15 protein-coding genes and 1 pseudogene are annotated in these 15,146 nt (G+C 61.4%); 6 read left to right on the top strand and 10 right to left on the bottom strand.

The window, feature by feature from the left end; all coding sequences use genetic code 11:
• The first annotated feature begins 25 nt into the window (after nt 1-25).
• Complete coding sequence (locus QM716_RS02430) at nt 26-664, top strand: response regulator (RefSeq protein WP_019744786.1); 639 nt, start codon at nt 26-28, stop codon at nt 662-664.
• Nucleotides 665-666: 2 nt separating this feature from the next.
• Here QM716_RS02430 and QM716_RS02425 read toward each other — a convergent pair whose 3' ends face one another.
• The 5 genes from QM716_RS02425 to QM716_RS02405 all read right to left on the bottom strand — a co-directional run bounded on the left by QM716_RS02425 (nt 667) and on the right by QM716_RS02405 (nt 4,812).
• Entirely contained in the window at nt 667-2,358 is a 1,692-nt protein-coding gene (locus tag QM716_RS02425; RefSeq protein WP_283302164.1) for a sensor histidine kinase, read from the bottom strand.
• A 27-nt stretch (nt 2,359-2,385) separates the two neighbouring features.
• A complete protein-coding gene (locus QM716_RS02420) occupies nt 2,386-3,081 on the bottom strand; it encodes an SRPBCC family protein (RefSeq protein ID WP_283302163.1) in 696 nt (231 codons plus the stop codon).
• A 19-nt stretch (nt 3,082-3,100) separates the two neighbouring features.
• Nucleotides 3,101-3,433 carry a cupin domain-containing protein gene (locus QM716_RS02415; RefSeq protein ID WP_230814377.1) on the bottom strand — a complete coding sequence of 111 codons (333 nt, stop codon included), beginning with the start codon at nt 3,431-3,433 and terminating at the stop codon, nt 3,101-3,103.
• 84 nt (nt 3,434-3,517) lie between these two features.
• On the bottom strand, nt 3,518-4,009 hold the full coding sequence (locus tag QM716_RS02410; RefSeq protein ID WP_283302162.1) for a dihydrofolate reductase: 492 nt from the start codon (nt 4,007-4,009) through the stop codon (nt 3,518-3,520).
• Nucleotides 4,010-4,011: 2 nt separating this feature from the next.
• Nucleotides 4,012-4,812, bottom strand: a complete 801-nt coding sequence (locus QM716_RS02405; RefSeq protein WP_283302161.1) for a thymidylate synthase — start codon at nt 4,810-4,812, stop codon at nt 4,012-4,014.
• Nucleotides 4,813-4,898: 86 nt separating this feature from the next.
• On the opposite strand from QM716_RS02405, the gene cobF reads away from it, so the two are divergent.
• The 4 genes from cobF (at nt 4,899) to QM716_RS02385 (ending at nt 9,007) form a co-directional block, all read left to right on the top strand.
• The gene (cobF, locus tag QM716_RS02400) at nt 4,899-5,639 is read left to right on the top strand and encodes a precorrin-6A synthase (deacetylating) (RefSeq protein ID WP_283302160.1); all 741 of its coding nucleotides are present in this window, start codon (nt 4,899-4,901) and stop codon (nt 5,637-5,639) included.
• Nucleotides 5,640-5,714: 75 nt separating this feature from the next.
• Nucleotides 5,715-6,881 (top strand): GGDEF domain-containing protein, encoded by a 1,167-nt coding sequence (locus QM716_RS02395; protein ID WP_283302159.1) that lies wholly within the window; start codon nt 5,715-5,717, stop codon nt 6,879-6,881.
• 43 nt (nt 6,882-6,924) lie between these two features.
• On the top strand, nt 6,925-8,100 hold the full coding sequence (locus QM716_RS02390; RefSeq protein WP_283302157.1) for a GGDEF domain-containing protein: 1,176 nt from the start codon (nt 6,925-6,927) through the stop codon (nt 8,098-8,100).
• Between the two features lie 40 nt (nt 8,101-8,140).
• Nucleotides 8,141-9,007 (top strand): Fpg/Nei family DNA glycosylase, encoded by an 867-nt coding sequence (locus QM716_RS02385; RefSeq protein WP_283302155.1) that lies wholly within the window; start codon nt 8,141-8,143, stop codon nt 9,005-9,007.
• On the opposite strand, the gene QM716_RS02380 is transcribed toward QM716_RS02385, so the two are convergent.
• Complete coding sequence (locus QM716_RS02380; RefSeq protein WP_283302152.1) at nt 9,000-9,875, bottom strand: LysR family transcriptional regulator; 876 nt, start codon at nt 9,873-9,875, stop codon at nt 9,000-9,002. The genes QM716_RS02385 and QM716_RS02380 overlap by 8 nt on opposite strands.
• Nucleotides 9,876-9,947: 72 nt before the next feature.
• Here QM716_RS02380 and QM716_RS02375 point away from each other — a divergent pair, with 72 nt between their 5' ends.
• Nucleotides 9,948-11,180, top strand: a complete 1,233-nt coding sequence (locus QM716_RS02375) for an MFS transporter (protein ID WP_283302150.1) — start codon at nt 9,948-9,950, stop codon at nt 11,178-11,180.
• Between the two features lie 12 nt (nt 11,181-11,192).
• On the opposite strand, the gene QM716_RS02370 is transcribed toward QM716_RS02375, so the two are convergent.
• The 4 genes and pseudogenes from QM716_RS02370 to QM716_RS02355 form a co-directional block, all read right to left on the bottom strand.
• Nucleotides 11,193-11,990 carry a DUF427 domain-containing protein gene (locus QM716_RS02370; RefSeq protein WP_283302147.1) on the bottom strand — a complete coding sequence of 266 codons (798 nt, stop codon included), beginning with the start codon at nt 11,988-11,990 and terminating at the stop codon, nt 11,193-11,195.
• Between the two features lie 90 nt (nt 11,991-12,080).
• Nucleotides 12,081-12,197: pseudogene (locus QM716_RS02365) on the bottom strand (nitroreductase/quinone reductase family protein); the annotation flags it as partial.
• A gap of 282 nt (nt 12,198-12,479) precedes the next feature.
• Nucleotides 12,480-14,258 (bottom strand): DEAD/DEAH box helicase, encoded by a 1,779-nt coding sequence (locus tag QM716_RS02360; RefSeq protein ID WP_283302145.1) that lies wholly within the window; start codon nt 14,256-14,258, stop codon nt 12,480-12,482.
• Nucleotides 14,258-15,124: an SDR family oxidoreductase gene (locus QM716_RS02355; protein ID WP_283302143.1), complete on the bottom strand. Its 867-nt coding sequence runs from the start codon at nt 15,122-15,124 to the stop codon at nt 14,258-14,260. The genes QM716_RS02360 and QM716_RS02355 overlap by 1 nt, the downstream gene beginning before the upstream one ends.
• Nucleotides 15,125-15,146: the final 22 nt, after the last annotated feature.

Here is a 15,146-nt window from a genome sequence, read left to right as displayed (position 1 = left end):
ACGAGATGTCTTTTGGAGGGGTTCGATGACAACGCGGATATTCCTGGTCGACGATCACGAGATCGTCCGACGCGGTTTGTTCGACCTACTCGGCGGGGTCGAAGACTTCGTGGTGGTGGGCGAGGCCGCATCCGTGGGAGAAGCATTGGCTGCGGTACCGCAAAGCAATGCCGACGTCGCGGTTCTGGACGTACGGCTGCCTGACGGCAACGGCGTCGAACTGTGCCGCGAACTGCGCTCGATGCTGCCCAACCTGCGCTGCCTGATGCTCACCTCGTACGCCGACGACGAGGCGTTGCTCGACGCGATCATGGCCGGCGCCTCGGGGTTCGTCCTCAAACAGATTCTGGGAACCGATCTGGTCGCTGCGGTCCGCACAGTCGGGCGCGGCGGTTCACTGCTCGACAGTCGGGCGACGGAGGCGCTGATGCAGCGGATCCGTAGCGACCGCACAGCCGATCCGTTGGCCGAACTTTCCGATCAGGAGCGAGCAGTCTTCGACCTCATCGGAGAGGGGCTCACCAACCGGGAGATCGGCGCGCGATTGTTCCTCGCGGAGAAGACAGTCAAGAACTACGTGACGCGTCTGCTGTCGAAGCTGGGTATGCAGCGTCGAACTCAGGCTGCGGTGCTGGCCACCGAAATCCGCAGCGGCAGTCGATAGGTCTACCGACCGGACTTCGGTCGATTCGAGTTGGTGCGGCCGAGCGGCACTCGCCAGAGCAGACGTGCACCGCTCGGATCGTGGTTGACGATTGTGCATGTACCGCCACAATGTTCGGCTCGGCGCTCGAGATTGTGAAGCCCACTCTTGTGGAAGTCGGAGGGGAGTCCGACGCCGTCGTCCTCGATTGTGATCGCGAATTCGACATCCGCGGTGACTGCGATGGTGATGTGGCGTGCGTGTGCATGCCGAAGGACGTTGCTCAGTCCTTCTCGCAGTACAGCTTCGGCGTGCTGGTGGATCCCGGGATACACGAGAGTGTCGATGGCGCCGGAGAATTGGACGCTGGGGGTCACGGCGGATTGTGCGGTGGCGTCGCCGATGACGTCGAGGAGGCGTCGGCGCAGGCTCGACGAATCGGTGGCCGTGGGAGTCTGCAGATCGAAGATGGTAGTCCGGATCTCGCGGACGGTCTTGTCCAATTGTTCGAGAGATCGTTTGACAATTGCGCGCGCCGACTCGGGGAGGGTCTCGTCCGGAAGCGTGCTCTGCAGGCTCATTCCACTCGCGAACAGTCGCTGGATGACGTTGTCGTGCAAGTCTCGTGCGATGCGATCGCGGTCGGCGAGGACCGACAACAGGCGTTGCGCCTTCTGTTTCTCGTCGAACTCGATTGCAACGGAGCCGAGTTCGGCCATCGACTCGATCCGGGTCAGCTCGTCGTGATCCCAGTGTGTGTTGGTGGAATTCGACGCCACGATGACCGCGCCGACTACACCCGAGGCGACGCACATCGGTGCCACGACCGCACTCCCGGCCGACGGCACCAGCTCTGTGAGTGCACCTAAATTGGTGAGTACCTGTAGCTTTCGAGTGCTCCGCACCACGTCGAACGGATAGGTCGTCGCTGGAATTCTGACTCCACGCGACGTGGTTCGAGCGCTGGCCGCAGCGTGAACCTGTGCGTATCCGTTCTCGCAGATCACCACGATCACGTCGTCGACGCCGGTCAGGTCCCGAACGCGACTGGCAAGAAGTTGTAGGCCGTCCTCGAGCGAGTCACCGGCCAGCAACCGCGAGCGAACGGCAGATGTTGCGGTGAGCCATCTTTCACGAGTTCGTGACTGCTCGAACAGCCGGGCGTTTTCCACAGCGATACCGGCTGCGATGGCGAGGGCCTCGAGAATGACCTCGTCTTCCTGGGTGAACTCGGCTTTTCCTCGCTTCTCGGTCAGGTAGATGCTGCCGAACACCTTTCCTCGCATCATGATCGGCGCTCCGAGGAAGCTCTCCATCGGTGGGTGATTTGCGGGGAATCCGACCGATTCGGGATGGTCGCCGAGATGCGCCACGCGCAAAGTCTGCGGATGATTCATCAGAACACCCAGAACGCCATGCCCTTCGGGGAAATGTCCCATGATCGCGCGTTGGGACCCGGGGATTCCCTCGTAGACGAATTCCGAGAGCCCGCCCCCTGGCGCCGCAACCCCCAGGGCGCCGTAGCGACAATCCAGAACCGTTGTCGCAGAAGTAATGATCCGTTGAAGTGTCAGGTCCAGATCAAGGCCTGAACCGACGACCAGGACCGCCTCGAGCAGACGGTGGAGGGTCGGGATGTCTGCGTTGGAATCGCCCAGTCGGTCGAGCAACTCGCCGAACGTGCGTGCCGGACTGTGACCCGAAGCTTCGACCATGGTCGAAGCATATCGCCTCGCGGAACGTCAGCCCTCTTGACGGCGACCTTCCCACCACGAAGACCAGTGATGCTTGATTTCGTCGAACTCGGCATCGCTCAGGTTGTAGGTGGTCAGCAGGATCGACATACCCCCATCGGGCCGCTGGGCAGTCACGGACTGCGAGGCGACGGACAGCAGGCCAGGACCGAGATCTTCGACTGTCAACCCGAATTGGTGGTCGGTGACGAAGTCGACGACGCCCTCGAAATAGTCGCCGGGAGCGATCGTCGCCGCGTACCGACTTCCCGCTGCCAGTTCGATTTCGGTGATCCCGAGGACAGTCGCCACGTTCTCGCCGGGGAGCAGAAGGCCGTCGAGATAGATGGTTCTTCGCTCGGCCAGCCCGTGGTGCTCCACAGCGAATCTGAGCAACTGGAGGAACGTCGTCCATCCCTCGGTGACGTCGTCGTACCAATCGTCTTCCGCGGACTTGGCCGGTCGATCGATGCGGACGACCGTCTTGCCTTCTCGTTCTAGTAGAGAGAAACGGTCACCGTTTCCGAGTCTCAGCGTCAATGCTTCGGGGTCGGCCTCAGCGGTGGAGTAGATCTGGGTGATTTCGTCGTCGAGTCCGTCGTACTCCCAGCCGAACCAACGACGAATCAGTGACGGGTCACGCAGCGCGGGCCAGAGCACGGACGGGGCTGCGACGATCGACACTTCGATCACGGTTTCGCTCATCCGGAAGACGCTACCGACTTCAGCCCTTCATGGCGACGGTCAGCAGAAATGCGACGTCTTCGAGCGCTTCGACACTGTGCCGGTCGGCCGGAACGGCGAGGAAATCACCGGTGGATCCTTTCCACTGGTCGCTCCCACACACAAGATTCAGCTTCCCGCTCAGAACCAACAGCGTGGCTTCGCCCGGACTGTCGTGTTCGGCGAGGCTCTTGCCGGCGCTCAGCGCGATCACCGTCTGTCGCAGGCTGCGCTGGTGGCCGCCGTACACGGTTTGTGAACTGCGACCGCTGGTCGCCGAGCCCGCCAGTTTCAACTGTTGGCGAGCGAGAGCGGTCAGTGACTTCTTGTCCATCGAAGACCTCTCGAAAGCGGTGAATGTCGTTCTTGGAGTATGACCGACTCACTCGCAAGGTGCCTCGTTATCGGCGGAAGTCGGTCAGCGAGTGTATTCCAGCCAGCGGAAGCGCAGCCCGCTCTTCTCCGAGGTCTGCCAGGGCTCGTCGGACTTCAGGTTCCATTCGGAGCCGATCTCGGGAGCGAAGGCATCACCGGCGATGTCGATGTCGATCTCGGTCACCAGTAGGTGCGTCGCGAATGGCAGTGCAGCCGAATAAATCTGCCCGCCACCGACGACGAAGACGTCACCGTCCGGCAACGCCAGGGCGTCGTCCAGGCTGTGGACTACCTCGGCGCCTTCGGCGTGCCACTCCGGATCGCGGGTGACGACGATGTTCCGGCGCCCGCTGAACGGCCGGAACTTGAGTGGAATCGAGTCCCAGGTGCGTCGCCCCATGATCACCGGATGCCCCATGGTGACGCGTTTGAAGTAGGCCATGTCTTCGGACACGCGCCACGGGATCGTGTTGTCGGCGCCGATGACGCCGTCATGGGCCTGTGCCCAGACGAGGGTGACTGTGCGATCGGCCATCGTCAGACCGCAACCGGCGCTTTGATCGCGGGGTGGTGCTGATAGTCGACGATCTCCACGTCCTCGAAGGTGTAGTCGAAGATGGAGTCGCGCTTGTTCAGCTTCAGCGTCGGCAGCGAAAGGGGCTCGCGACTGAGCTGCTCGGTGACCTGATCGACGTGATTGTCGTAGATGTGGCAGTCGCCGCCGGTCCAGACGAACTCACCGACGTCGAGTCCGGCCTGCTGGGCCATCATGTGAGTGAGTAGCGCGTAGCTGGCGATGTTGAACGGAACGCCGAGGAACATGTCGGCGCTGCGCTGGTACAGCTGGCACGAGAGCTTGCCGTCGGCGACGTAGAACTGGAAGAAAGCGTGGCAGGGCGCCAGCGCCATCTGTGGAATGTCGGCCACGTTCCACGCCGAGACGATGATTCTCCGCGAATCGGGGTTCGAGCGCAGGGTCTCGACGGTCTGCGTGATCTGGTCGATGTGCTCGCCCGAAGGGGTGGGCCAGCTACGCCACTGGACGCCGTAGACGGGGCCGAGTTCGCCGTTCTCGTCGGCCCACTCGTCCCAGATGGAGACGCCGTGCTCGTGCAGCCACGCCACGTTGGAGTCGCCGCGCAGGAACCACAGGAGCTCGTTGACGATCGACTTGAGGTGGACCTTCTTGGTGGTGACGAGCGGAAAGCCGTCGGCAAGATCGAAGCGCATCTGGTGACCGAAGATGCTGCGGGTGCCGGTTCCGGTGCGATCGGATTTGGCGGTACCCGTCTCCATGACGAGCCGGAGGAGATCTTCGTAAGCAGTGGAGACAGTCACGGGAATCAGTCTAGGGCCTAGCCTGCCGTGCGCCTTTGTCAACCTCCGGCGGTTGATAAAGGCGCACGGCAATATAGCCTCGGCGCATGCGCGAACTCTTGGTGATCGGTATCGGTGCGGGTGATCCCGACCAGGTGACGGTTCAGGCGATCAAGGCCATGAACAGGGCCGATACCTTCTTCATCATCGGAAAGGGTGACGAGAAGCAGGCTCTGGTCGACCTGCGAACCGGCATCCTTACCGAGCACGTTCACCACGAGCACAAGGTGGTCGACATTACCGACCCACCGCGGGACCGAACCCCGACCGATTACGAAGGTGTCGTCGAGGACTGGCACGAGCGTCGGGCAGCGAAATTCGAAGCGGAATTCGCGGCCGAACCCGGAGTCGGCGCGATTCTCGTCTGGGGTGACCCTTCCCTCTACGACAGCACTCTGCGGATCGTCGAGCGCGTGCTCGCTCGCGGGAGAGTGTCGTTCGACTACTCCGTCATCCCGGGGATCACGAGCGTGCAGTCGCTGGCTGCACAACACCGGATCGTCCTGAACCGAATCGGCGAACCCATCCACATCACGACCGGCCGCAAACTGGCCGAGGGATTACCTGACGGAGTGGACAACGCCGTCGTGATGCTCGACGCGCATTGCACGTTCACTCAGATGACCGAAGACGACGCCGAGATCTGGTGGGGTGCGTACCTCGGGACCCCGGACGAGGAGTTGATTTCCGGCAAACTGCGCGACGTCGAAAATCTGATCGTCTCGCGACGGGCAGAGCTGCGTGAGAAGCACGGCTGGATCATGGATACGTACCTTCTTCGACGCTGACAACCGGCCACAGATTGCACTGTCGATCCTGCGCTCGCGATCCCGAATGGCGGTCTGCGCACCTATGATCTGCGCATGACATCGTTCGGACAGGACCGACTGCAGTCGATTCTGCCCGCACCGCGTGGCCGTGAAAAATCGGCTGTGAAGTCGGCTTTCGACCTTCTCGTTCAGTGGTATCGGCGTCCTGATCAATTCGACAGCTTCAATCGATACCTCGCCACGAAGGGATTAGAACTAGCCGTCCGATTGCTGGTCATCGGTTCCTTGACGACGGTCGTCATCGCGATGACTCTGTTGCGCTTCAGCGACGCGGGCGTTCACAACCATGTCACCAGTGTCGTCAACGCCCTGATCATCGCTGTCACGGTCGCGGTGATCTTGCTCTTCTGTCTTCTGCCCGAAATCACGCGTCGGTGGTCGTACTTTTTTGTCGCCTACTGCGAGGTCGGCGTAGTTGTCGGCGTGTTTCTGAACAGCGATCCGTTCATCGGGTTGATCCAGTGTGTGCTCTTCCTGTTGATCGGCGGCTACATCGCCTACTTCCACAACGCGAGACTCCAGGCGCTGCACATGGCGTTGTCGATCGTGGTTCTTGCAGTCGTCGGTCGAAAGGTCGCGATCTATGCGGATCCTGCGCTGGCCACTGCATTGTGTCTGATAATCGCCACCGGGATCGTGGTCATCCCGTTTGCCTGCCAGTTCGTCCTCTCACTTCTCGGATCCGACGCCGACAGTTCGGATGTCGATCCGTTGACCGGCCTTCTGAACCGGCGCGGGCTGCAGCGAGCTGTTGTCGAAATGGGGGCAACGGGACGTGCGTCGAGCAAATCGTCGTATGTCGTTGCGATTGTCGATGTCGATTCGTTCAAGAGCGTCAACGACTCGCGCGGGCACGAAGAGGGAGATCTTGTACTTCGACAGATTGCTGATCGACTGCGGTGGTGCGGCAGTGAGAACGCGCTCTTCGCCAGGTTCGGTGGGGACGAGTTCGTCTTGGTCGACACGATAGACGTCGGTGCAGCGTCTGCATTCGAAGGCAATCTGCGAAGGCACTTGCGAATCGATGATCATGATCCGGCAGTGACGACCAGCGTCGGAGTCGCGATCACCTCTGCCGAATGGTCAGCGATCATTTCCGACGAGGAGTTGACGGAACTGTTTCGAGTAGCCGATGCCTCGATGTATCGAGCGAAAGCTGCCGGCGGCAATCAGGTTGTGATCTGGGACGGAAAACAGTGAGAATTGTCTGATTGCGGGGAGTTGACTGGATTACCCTGACCTCATGGGATCAACCGGGAATGTGGAGCGTTCGGACGCCGTCGCGCCGCAACGACCGCTCTCGGGTTTTGCTTTCCGGCTGATTTCTTCTCACCTGGCCGATTGGTATCGCCGGCCGGACCAATTCGACCCCTTCAACCGCTATCTCGCGGACAAAGGGTTGACCGTTGCTTCGCGATTTCTTGTCGTCTGCTCGTTGGTGCTGGTCACCGTCATCATGCTCCTGACACGCTTCAGTCCGCAGGGACCGACCAGTCCCCACGCGCGCACCGCGAATGCCGTCATCATTGTCGTAACCGTGATGATGGCCGTCGTTCTCTCGACGAGGCGCAGTCTGTCCCGCTCCTGGTCATACGCTTTTGTGCTCTACTCGGAAACGGGAATAGCGGCCGCAATGCTGTTGTATTCCAATCCGCTTGCGGCATTGGCGCATGCCGTGATGTTCTCCGTGATCGGCGGCTACATCGCGTTTTTTCACAATGCACGATTGCAGAGCCTGCATATGTTGTGGGTATTCATTGTCGTCATCGGCATCGTGACACGCATTTCCGTAGTCGAAAACTATTCGGATGTTCCGGTTCTGGTCGCCTTGGTAGTTCTGGTCGGCGCGGCGATCTATGTGATTCCCTTTGCCAGCCAGTTTATTTTCTCCATCCTCGGCACCGACGCGTTGAAATCGCAATTGGACCCTCTGACCGGACTGCTCAACAGGAGGGGACTGGCCGACGAGGTGCGACTGTTGCTGGAGCGGTCGCACACGCACTCGACGCTCTTGGTCGTCGCTGCTGTCGACATCAATCGATTCAAAGCCATCAACGACGAGTACGGACACTCCGTCGGCGACGCTGTGATCGAAAAAGTCGGATCGCGACTGGTCGAATGTGCCGGCCCGACAGCGTTGATCGCACGGATAGGCGGCGACGAGTTCGTCATCGTCGATTCGGTCGATCAACGCTCGTTCGATCGACTCGAACATGACCTTCTGCGGTCGACGATCACCTCGCCCGATCTTCCCGAGGTGGCCATGAGCATCGGAATCGCAAAGATCGCAGGGCCTTTCGCGTCAGCGGACGATGCGCTGGTCGCCTACCCGACCCTGATGCGGCGAGCGGATCGGGCGATGTATTCGGCGAAGGCGCGCGGTGGGCACTCGGTGGTTCTGCAGACGGAAACGGACTGAGCGCACTGTGAGTGTCCGTGGTCGGCGCTAGTCTGTTGCCATGCCTGAACTACCCGAGGTGGAAGCGCTGGCAGGGTTCCTTCGTCAGCACGCGGTCGGCGCAGTGGTGGGACGCGTCGACATCGCAGCACTGAGTGTGCTCAAGACCTTCGATCCGCCGATCACGGCTTTGCAAGGGCATGACGTGACGGGCGCCGCCCGCTTCGGAAAGCATCTGGCGCTGGACTGCGACGGGTTGTGGTTGGTCACGCATCTCTCGCGTGCCGGTTGGATGCGTTGGCTCGACAATCCGTCGGCAACACCGCCGAAGCCGGGCAAGGGGCCGTTGGCGCTGCGCGTCCATTTCTTCACACCCGAAGGGTTGACGCCGGCATTCGATCTCACCGAGGCGGGTACCAAGAAGCGCCTTGCAGTCTGGGTGGTCCACGATCCGCAGGAGGTTCCAGGCATCGCCCGATTGGGGCCGGACGCGATGGCTGTGACGGAAGCTGAGTTCGCAGAGATTCTGGGCGGCACGTCGGCGCGGATCAAGAACTCGATAGTTGATCAGTCGCTGATCGCCGGTATCGGGAACGCCTACTCGGACGAGATCCTCCACACCGCGAAACTCTCGCCGTTCGCGACCTCGTCGCGCCTGACACCGGAGCAGATTTCGACGCTGTACGCCGTGATGCGATCCACGCTGGCCGACGCGATCGAGCGTTTGGAGGGCCAGGACGCGGCCCGACTCAAAGGTGAGAAACGCTCGGGGATGCGAGTACACGCGCGTACCGGACTTCCCTGCCCGGTGTGTGGTGACGTCGTACGCGAAGTGTCGTTCGCAGAACGCTCTTTTCAGTACTGCGCAACGTGCCAGACCGGTGGTAAACCGTTGGCAGACAGGCGAATGTCAAAACTACTCAAGTAGCGAACTGCGCCGCGAGCAGTTCGACGAACTCTCGGGCGAGGGCAGACGAATGGGTGGGTTCGGTAATTGCGTGGACGATCCGATGTGGTGCATCGGTGATCGGAATGCAGATCAGTTCGGGATGTAGGGCGCTCATGGATCGGGGGAGCAGGCCGACGCCCAAACCGTTGGCGGTCAGTGAACAGATCAGGTCCACGGAGTTGGCTTCGAGGGTTTTTCCGCGAGGGACCTGTGATTCGGCGAAGGCCTGGTCGGTTTGGACACGAGCCTCGCTGCCCGAGGCGAAGTCCACGAGAGTGTGATCTCGTAGGTCTTCGAGCCTGATCGACGAGGCCTGGGCAAAGGGATGGCCGGGAGCGACAAACGCTGCGGTCGGTTCACTCCACAACGGTGCCGCGGCAAAGCTCTTGGGTAGGCGGCCGGCGGCCAATCCGACTATGCCGACGTCGATCGCGCCGGACCGAACTCCCTCGATCACCACCTCACTGCCGTACGGCCGCGCGGTGATGTTGATTGCAGGGTGTCGGCGTGTCAGATCTGCCAGCGCGCGGCCGACGTCGACGCGTCCTGCCGAGGTGATGGTGCCGACCGTCAGCCGCACCTGCTCGTTGCTCCGAGCCGAGACATCGCTGACCAGCCTCGACACGGCGCCGAGTACCTCACGGGAGCGTGCAACAAAAACCTCGCCGGCAGCAGTCAGGCCGACGTTGCGACTGTTTCGGTTGAACAGTTCCACTCCCAGCTCCTTTTCGAGGTCTCTGATCTGGGTGCTCAGGGCGGACTGGGAAACGTGCAACCGCGCTGCTGCCCGGCTGAAGTGCCTGTCTTCCGCAACGGCAAGGGCGTAGCGAATGTGACGTAGTTCCATTGCATCAATCTATCGTTCTCGGCGATAGATCATGCGTATTCATCTATTGGACGCACGCCGGTGCGGAGGGTCATGCTTGGCGACATGATTTCAAGCGACGCGCGTCCGAGGCTCGGACTACCGATAGTGCTGCTCATGGCCGCGGCGACAGGGCTGTGTGCAGGCGGTAACTATTTCAATCAGCCACTCCTCGATTCCATCTCGGATCACCTGAATGTGTCCGCCTCGACCGCGGCGGCGACGGTGACCATTGCACAGGTCGCGTATGCACTCGGATTGATACTCCTGGTTCCGGTAGGCGACATGGTGGACCGACGCAAGCTGACGGTAGGGCTCATGCTGCTGGCGGCGACCGGTCAAGCGGTCAGCGGATTTGCGCCGAACTTTGCCACGCTGGCAGTGGGAATCGCAGTGGCAGGCATCTTTTCGGTCGCCGCGCAGGTACTGATTCCGTTTGCCGCCTCACTGGCTGAACCCGAGAGGTCGGGTCAGGTGGTCGGTACGATCATGAGTGGACTACTGATCGGAATCCTGTTGGCGCGCAGCGTTGCCGGTGTGCTCTCCGGACTGGGAGGTTGGTCGACGGTGTACAAGGTGGCGGCGGTGCTGATGGTGGCGATGGCCGTGGCTTTGTGGCGATCTCTGCCTTCCGATTCGGCAGATCGTCCGAAGGCCGGTTACGGCGCAACGCTTGCGTCGGTAGGGAGGTTGGCTGCTACGTTGCCGCGCCTGAGGACTCGATCGGCTATGGGCGGGTTGGCCTTTGCTGCTGTCAGCACTGTTTTCACAACCATGGCCTTTCTGCTCTCCGACGAATTCGGCTACAGCGACACCCAAATCGGCCTGGTTGGACTACTCGGTGTGGCGGGAGCGTTGATGGCGACAGTGGCAGGCAGACTGGCCGATCGGGGATTGGGTCAGGTGGCAACCGGCGGGGCCATTGCGATTCTGTTGGTCTCGTGGCTTCCCTTTTTCGCCGGTGCCGCGCATATAGTGTGGTTTCTTGTCGCCATCGTTCTTGCCGACCTCGCGCTGCAGGGAGTGCACGTCAGCAACCAGAACGTGATCTACGCCCTTGTCCCCGAAGCACGTTCGCGTGTGAACTCCGTGTACATGACTACCTACTTCGTCGGTGCAGCCGTGGGCTCGGCAGTGGGATCAGTGGTGTGGAAGTCGTTCGGCTGGAATGGAGTATGCATCGCCGGGTTGGTCTTCTCCCTCGCAACGGTGTTGGTGTGGATGCACGATCGCCGACTGGAGACGGCTGAACTACGAATCCCGGAATCCCCTGTCGCGGTGGGATAGGCACCGCACCTTTCAGATGCCTGCACCTTCTTGGATTTCGGCGCCGTCCACCAGGATCTTGCCGACGCGTTCGGGATAGAACGACGCATGGTCGTCGATTCCGGACGCTTCGGCGGTGGTGAACGGATAGAACCACGCCAGATCGTCGATCGGTGCGAGTTCGGGTGTGCCGGTGAAGGACAGATACGACGCGGTGCCCTTGTACGGGCAGGCGGTAGTGGTCGGGGATGCGGCAAAGTACTCGCTGCGAACGTCGATTCTCGGAATGTAGTACCGGGTGGGCAGGCCGGTTTCGAAGAGCAGTCGGGGTCGTGTCGTCTCGGCGACCAGCACGTCGCCGACAAAAACCTGGACGTGCCGGGACGAGGGGAGTGCGTCGATACGTACGTATGGATCGCGGGCGTGGACAAAGACTTGTTGATCCTCCTCGAACCAGGCGTCCATGCGATCCCAGTAGAACGCGACGTACTCACTCAGGTCCAGAGCTTTGTCGAACTGTTCGGGATATGACCAGACAGCGTCCTCGGCGCGGCGATCCCCGATCTCGATCGTCCAATACGTGGCGTCACCCTTCCATGGGCAATGGGTGGTCGTCGACGTCGGAACGAGGAAGTCGGTGCGAACGTCGGCGAGGGGGATGTAGTACATCGGCAGGCGGCCGCGTTCGAACAGGTAGACCGAACGAATGGTGTCCGCGACGGCGTGACCAGCGAAGAATGCTCGAATTCGGCGGGGGTTCGGCTCGAGTGCGATCCGCCCGTTGGAAGCTTTGATCTGTGTGTCTTCTGCATGAGTCAGTGCTGTGGACATTCGCGAATGCTCCTGAGATTCGGCAGGTTGGTCCTTGCCATCCTGCGCCCGGCAGCAGCTATTTGACAGGGTGGAGCCGAAATACGCGGATCTGGCGCCCTCCGCCAGGGTTGCACCGACCGGTATTTCGACGCCCTTCACTGTCACGATTGCGGTGGGGTTTGCCATCAAATTGAGCGTCCAGGCTGGATGCGTATCCTGCCCCAGTTGGATCCGACGACGAACGCATCGCCGTCGGGCGCGTACAGCAGTGGCGTGGTGCGAGAACTAGCCGGTCTTACGGCCCGTCGTGGTGAGCAGTAGCTGAGTCAAGGTGTTCTCCCCGACAAGGGAGAGTTTGCCACCCGAAACCTTCTGCACCGCTCGATCGAGCGTAGATATTGCGCATCGAACTCCTCGCTTTCTCGGCGCCGTTCGGTTTTAGTGGAACAGAATTGGGGCAAATCTCCGAACCCGTTCGTTTGTGGCCGTTGGACGTTTACAGGAAGGTCAGGCTTCCGAAGTCAAGACGTCGGGCTCGAGCCATTCGACACCGAGCAATTCGGACAGCGACCGCAGACCGGATCGATCGCCGCCCTTCAGGCCGGTCACGGAATTAAGATTGCGCAGCATGACCGTGGCAACGTCCTCTTCCTTGGTGCCCACGCCGAAGGGGATGACCCACGGACACGTCTGGTAGTCGCGGTGTGAGCGACCGAATGTCTGTTCTGCCGCGATTCCCGAGTATCGCGGTTGATGAAAGATCCCCGTCCGTGGCAGCGAGGATGCGTGAGTGCCGTCGGGGAGCGCTTCGTTGGCATGGAGCGAAATCGAGGTCGTGACATTGAGGACGATGACGGGTGCGTCCCCGCGTTGAAATCGCAGACGCTGGCCCTCCTTGTCCGGTACCGCGCCGAACAGTTTCGCGACCGAGATCCCGGCGTCTTCGATCATCTCGACCAGCGGATCGCCTGCTGTGGAGACGAACTCGACGGCCACCAACACCTGCTTGCCTGCCTTGACCTGGGCTTGCGCCCACTGAGCTGTCGACTCGGCACGAATCATTCCCGCCTTCTGGCGATAGCGGAGAACCAGCGCACGACCCCTGGCAATGTTGCGGCTCTTACGGGCCAAGCCCATCTCGTACGCGTACTGGGCCCACTCCGTCTCGTATTCGGCGCGCTGGGCATGCGTGAGGTCGATCGGCATACCGTCCAGTGGAACGGGTCCCCACGGCGTCGGGCGATGAATCATCAAGGGTGGATTGTTGTTCGACATCCACCCCCGTACGGTCTCGAGCGCCTGGGATTGCAGTGTCGGTGATTCTTTCGCCTCAGCGCTCCACGTCCACTTCCCGTAGGACTTGTCCAGCGGAAGACCGGACTCGGCAAGCCTGGCACCGAGGTCCGACCAGTATTCGGAGGGCTCCGAATGCAGCTGCGCAAAAAGAGGTGCCAGGTAACGCTGATCGGCTGGAGTATGTCCCGGAGTTGCTGTCACGGACAGGACGAAGGGCGCCTGCTCGTGCGCATTCGAAAAGCGCGCAACCTTCTCGAAAGCAGTGGTGCGCTGTGTGTCGTTGCTGTACAGCTGGGCTTCGTCCGCAATCACCACACCGAACGTGTATTTGGGACGCCCGTTTCGTGCGATCAGTTTCTTCAATTGGTCAGGCGACATGATCAGCCAACGGAAGCCGCCGTCGCCCACCGAGGCGATGGAATAGCGCCAATGCGGAATGGTGATCTGTGCCGGTCGATCGACGAGGGCGAGGATGTTGGTTTCGCCGCGCTCTTCGGCAATCGTCTTGGCAGACATCACCGCGATGAGCGTTTTACCCAGGCCCGCATTGTCTGCCAACAGAAATCCGCGTTTGCCGGCGCGAGCAGCGTCGACGACGGCTGCCGCCCCCGAAACCTGCTCGGGCCGCGGAATTTTGGGCGCGGCCACTGGACGTTCGCCGGTGCTGTCATTGATGTCGTCCTCGACCCACTGCTGATACGAGAAGGGGAGTGCCTTGAACGGAGCGAGTTCTACGGGCAAATCCGTACCAACCCACGCGTAGCTCTTCCATTTCTTGACGAACTGCGCACCAGGCGCCGGCGTCCGAAAGGGTACGTCGAGAAGCCAGACTCGTTCGCCCGGACCGGCTGTCGGAACGTCGGGCATCACAGCGCGTGATCTTTTCTTTGCGACAGTTTTCTTTGCGGCGGTCTTCTTGGGAGCAGCCTTCTTGGGAGCAGCCTTCTTTGCGGCCGCCTTGCGCGCCGTGGTTGCTTTGCGTGGCGGCATCAGGCGGTATCGACCTGCGCCGTGAGGAATTCGCGCAGCGTGAGTGCAGGCCGGCCGACAAGTTCTTCGACAGTGCCCGTGATCAGCGCCAACTCACCCTGCGCGATTGCGGTGTACGTCGACACCCATGCGTCGAGTTCCCAGGCCGGTGCGTTGTACGACGCCCGTGAGTCGTAGGCTTCCTCGACAGTTTCCTCGACGTACGTGGTCTGCTTGCCGGTGACTTCGGTGATGATGCTCGCAGCCTCGGAGAGCGTCAGTGCCTCGCGTCCGGTCAGGTTGTACGTCTGTCCGACATGGGAATCCAGATCCTGCAGGACCGAGACAGCGACCGCGGCAATGTCGGACCGCGCTACAGCGCCGACGAGACCGTCCCCGGCGGGGCCTCGGATCACACCGTTTTCGCCGGCGAGAGCGGGTAGGAAATCGAGGTAGAAGCTGTCGCGCAGGAAGGTGAATGCGAGTCCGGAAGCACGGATGTGTTCTTCGGTGACCCAGTGATCGCGAGCCAGCGTGAACGTTGCGTCCGGAGCGGCGCCGAGGAAAGACGTGTACACGATGTGCCTGACCCCGGCCGCCGCTGCGGCGTCGATGAAGGTTCGGTGCTGATCCAGGCGATCTGCGCTTTCGGCCGCCGAGACCATGAAGAGGGTGTCGATTCCGGCCAGAGCCGCGAGAGCGCGCTCCTGATCCCCGTACGTGGTCTCGGCTGAATCGGTACCGGGGAGCTGCGGTAGTCGATTGACCGAACGTGCGATCAGCCGCTGCGGGACACCGGCAACGGCCAACGACGCGGCCACCAGTCCGCCGATATGACCGGTAGCGCCGGTGACGGCGATCCTCGCAGACCGTGAATCTACGGACATGGTGCCCCTCCTTCGGTCGGTG

The sequence above is a fragment of the Rhodococcus sp. IEGM 1409 genome, assembly GCF_030056735.1.
Taxonomy (GTDB): Bacteria; Actinomycetota; Actinomycetes; order Mycobacteriales; family Mycobacteriaceae; genus Rhodococcus_F.
This window is presented reverse-complemented; position numbering and strand designations above follow the sequence as displayed.

What these genes read in the sequence shown, in the direction of transcription:
- QM716_RS02385 (WP_283302155.1), top strand. Translation starts at nt 8,141, where the DNA reads ATGCCTGAACTACCCGAGGTGGAAGCGCTGGCAGGGTTCCTTCGTCAG.
- QM716_RS02395 (WP_283302159.1), top strand. Translation starts at nt 5,715, where the DNA reads ATGACATCGTTCGGACAGGACCGACTGCAGTCGATTCTGCCCGCACCG.
- QM716_RS02370 (WP_283302147.1), bottom strand. Translation starts at nt 11,990, where the DNA reads ATGTCCACAGCACTGACTCATGCAGAAGACACACAGATCAAAGCTTCC.
- QM716_RS02420 (WP_283302163.1), bottom strand. Translation starts at nt 3,081, where the DNA reads ATGAGCGAAACCGTGATCGAAGTGTCGATCGTCGCAGCCCCGTCCGTG.
- QM716_RS02375 (WP_283302150.1), top strand. Translation starts at nt 9,948, where the DNA reads ATGCTTGGCGACATGATTTCAAGCGACGCGCGTCCGAGGCTCGGACTA.
- QM716_RS02380 (WP_283302152.1), bottom strand. Translation starts at nt 9,875, where the DNA reads ATGGAACTACGTCACATTCGCTACGCCCTTGCCGTTGCGGAAGACAGG.
- QM716_RS02360 (WP_283302145.1), bottom strand. Translation starts at nt 14,258, where the DNA reads ATGCCGCCACGCAAAGCAACCACGGCGCGCAAGGCGGCCGCAAAGAAG.
- QM716_RS02410 (WP_283302162.1), bottom strand. Translation starts at nt 4,009, where the DNA reads ATGGCCGATCGCACAGTCACCCTCGTCTGGGCACAGGCCCATGACGGC.
- QM716_RS02355 (WP_283302143.1), bottom strand. Translation starts at nt 15,124, where the DNA reads ATGTCCGTAGATTCACGGTCTGCGAGGATCGCCGTCACCGGCGCTACC.
- QM716_RS02415 (WP_230814377.1), bottom strand. Translation starts at nt 3,433, where the DNA reads ATGGACAAGAAGTCACTGACCGCTCTCGCTCGCCAACAGTTGAAACTG.
- cobF (WP_283302160.1), top strand. Translation starts at nt 4,899, where the DNA reads ATGCGCGAACTCTTGGTGATCGGTATCGGTGCGGGTGATCCCGACCAG.
- QM716_RS02425 (WP_283302164.1), bottom strand. Translation starts at nt 2,358, where the DNA reads ATGGTCGAAGCTTCGGGTCACAGTCCGGCACGCACGTTCGGCGAGTTG.
- QM716_RS02390 (WP_283302157.1), top strand. Translation starts at nt 6,925, where the DNA reads ATGGGATCAACCGGGAATGTGGAGCGTTCGGACGCCGTCGCGCCGCAA.
- QM716_RS02430 (WP_019744786.1), top strand. Translation starts at nt 26, where the DNA reads ATGACAACGCGGATATTCCTGGTCGACGATCACGAGATCGTCCGACGC.